Genomic DNA, 2761 nt, shown 5'->3' with positions numbered 1-2761 from the left:
CCCTGAAGCAGGTCCCTGACCCGCTCCTCGAAGCCTCCGCCCCCCTTCACACCCTCGGGCCCCAAGGCACCGACATCCTGGTCCTCGTCCATGTCCCACATCCCCTTTCTATTTGTGTCCCACGGATTCGCCGCGCGTGGCGAACTCCGGATATGCCCGCAGCCGCCCCAAGGCGCGCGACAGACAGCTCTTGACCGTTCCCGGCGCGATCCGCAACTCCGCAGCGATCGCCGCCTCACTCAGGTCCGCATAAAACCGCAGCACGACGACCTGGCGCTCCCGGCGAGTCAGGGTCCTGAGCGCACCGCGCACCAAGTCCTGCTGCGCCTGACGCTCCGCGACATCCCAGGGATCGGGCCGCTCCGGCACCACATCCGTACTCCACTCACGGTTGCGACGCAGACGCCACCAATCGCGATAGGAGTTGACGATGATGCGCCGCACATAGGCCAGCGGGTCATCGGACTCGATGCGATGCCAGCGCAGATAGGCACGCTCCAACGCGGTCTGCGTCAAATCCGCAGCCCGATGCGGATCACCGGTCATCAGCTCCGCCAGGCGCAACAACCGGGCCCCCTGCGCCGTGACGAAGTCAGTGAAGTCGGCGTCCACATCCCCCGGGTCCCGAGCCGCCGACGCCGGTCTCGTACCAGTGTCGTCATTCACACTCACCAGACGACTCACGCGGCCCCGCGGTTCTTCGGACCACGCGCCGGTTTGCACGCCGGCCCAGTTCCTCCGGCGCCGCTACTCCAGTTTCCGCGACAGTCCGGTTCTTCGGCCCGTCTCTTCAGCGCAGCTCTTCAATCCAGCTCTTCAGCGCACCTCCTCACTCCGCCGCACCTGGTTACCGCAGCCGTCCGTGGAATGTAACATTGCACAGTGCGGCCCGGGGAGACGCCGTCAACACACCGTCGACACACCACCCCCGCGCCGCCCACGCACCGTACGTTCCAGCCCTTCGCACCCCCAGGGAGCCGCAGTGTCCAGCGACCCGAACCTGTCGAAGTTCGCCACCGGCAGCCACGACCTGCCGGTCACCGACGCCCTGGCGGCGTTCATGGCCACGCAGTGGGCCCCGTCCCCGCTCCCCGACCTGGACCCGGTACCCGCCTCCCGGTGGACCGGGCGCCGACGCGAGGCGGTCTCGGCCCGCTTTCCGGGCGAGCGCCTGATCGTCCCGGCCGGCGTGGAGAAGCTGCGCAGCAACGACACCTACTGGCACTACCGCCCGCACAGTGCCTTCGCCCACCTGACCGGCAGCCAACTGCTGGAGGCGGTGCTGGTCTTCGAACCCAACGGCTCCGGCCACGACGCGATCCTGTTCGCCCACGACCGTTCCTCCCGCGACAACGGCGAAGCGTTCCGCGACCGCCGCCTCGGCGAGATGTGGGAAGGCCGCCGCCCCTCCCTGAGCGAAAGCGCGGAGCTGTACGGAATCACCACCGAGAACCTGAACCGCCTGTCCGACAAGCTCTCCGGCGCCGCGATCCCGACCCGCGTCCTGCGCGACTCCGACCCCCGAGTCGACACCCTGGTCACCGCCCGCCCCGAAGCCGACGCCGAGTTCACCGCCTACCTCTCCGAACTCCGCCTGGTGAAGGACTCCTGGGAACTCGACCAACTCCAGGCCGCAGTAGACGCCACCACCCTCGGCTTCCAGGACGTCGCACGCATCCTGCCCACAGTCGCCGGCCGCCCACGCGGCGAACGCTGGGTCGAAGGCGCCTTCAACACCCGCGCCCGCATCGAAGGCAACGACGTGGGCTACAACACCATCGTCGGCGGCGGCGCCCACGCCTGCGTCCTGCACTGGACAGCCAACAACGGCACCCTGAACCCCGGCGACCTCCTCCTCCTAGACGCCGGAGTCGAAGTAGACAGCCTCTACACAGCCGACATCACCCGCACCCTCCCCATCTCCGGCACCTTCACCCCCCTCCAACGAGACCTCTACAACCTGGTCCTCCAAGCCCAAAACGCCGGCATCGCCACCCTCCGCCCCGGAGCCAAATTCCGCGACTTCCACTGGGCCGCCATGCGCACCATCGCCACCGGCCTCATCGACATGGGAATCCTCAAGGTCTCCCTCGAAGAAGCAATGGACCCCACCATCGGCATCTACCGCCGCTACACCCTCTGCGGCAGCGGCCACATGCTGGGCCTCGACGTCCACGACTGCGCCAAAGCCCGCGCCAACGAATACGTAGAAGGCACCCTGACAACCGGCAACGTCCTCACCGTAGAACCAGGCCTCTACCTCCAACCCGACGACCTAACCCTCCCCCCAGAACTCCGCGGCATCGGCATCCGCATCGAGGACGACCTGGTGATCACCGAAGAGGGCTCACTACTGATGTCCGCAGCACTCCCACGCGAGGCCGACGAGGTCGAGGCATGGATGGCTGCGCAGGCTGGGTAAGCCGGCGGACGCGGACCGGGCGATGCGCTGGGCGGCGGGCACAGGCGGGACATCGGGCGCCGGGCATCGACCGCTGACCGCTGACCATCGCGCATCACGCATCACGCATCACGCATCGGGCATCGGGCATCGGGCCAGCCGAGCGGTGAGCGCGGGTACGCGAGCGTCGGCCCCGCTTCGCCTGGCTACGCGGACGTCGGCTAGACGCGCGGCCGCCCGACTTCGCTTGGGCGGCCGCCTCGCCCGCCAGTTGCATCCCGGCTACGGCCCAGTTGACCTCGTAGGCCAGCCTGCGGCCCGGTTGCCCGCCCCGGCCCCGGCTGCGGCCCGGTTACCTGC

Annotated in this window: 2 protein-coding genes; one reads left to right on the top strand and one right to left on the bottom strand. The window is 68.7% G+C overall.

Translation table 11 applies throughout. The features are described 5' to 3' along the window. Positions 1–108: 108 nt before the first annotated feature. On the bottom strand, positions 109–612 hold the full coding sequence (locus KGQ19_RS48245) for a SigE family RNA polymerase sigma factor (protein ID WP_212022312.1): 504 nt from the start codon (positions 610–612) through the stop codon (positions 109–111). 370 nt (positions 613–982) lie between these two features. On the opposite strand from KGQ19_RS48245, the gene KGQ19_RS48240 reads away from it, so the two are divergent. After that, positions 983–2422: an aminopeptidase P family protein gene (locus KGQ19_RS48240; protein WP_212022309.1), complete on the top strand. Its 1440-nt coding sequence runs from the start codon at positions 983–985 to the stop codon at positions 2420–2422. Positions 2423–2761: the final 339 nt, after the last annotated feature.

It is taken from the genome of Catenulispora pinistramenti, assembly GCF_018274385.1.
In the GTDB taxonomy this organism is placed as follows: domain Bacteria; phylum Actinomycetota; class Actinomycetes; order Streptomycetales; family Catenulisporaceae; genus Catenulispora; species Catenulispora pinistramenti.
This window is presented reverse-complemented; position numbering and strand designations above follow the sequence as displayed.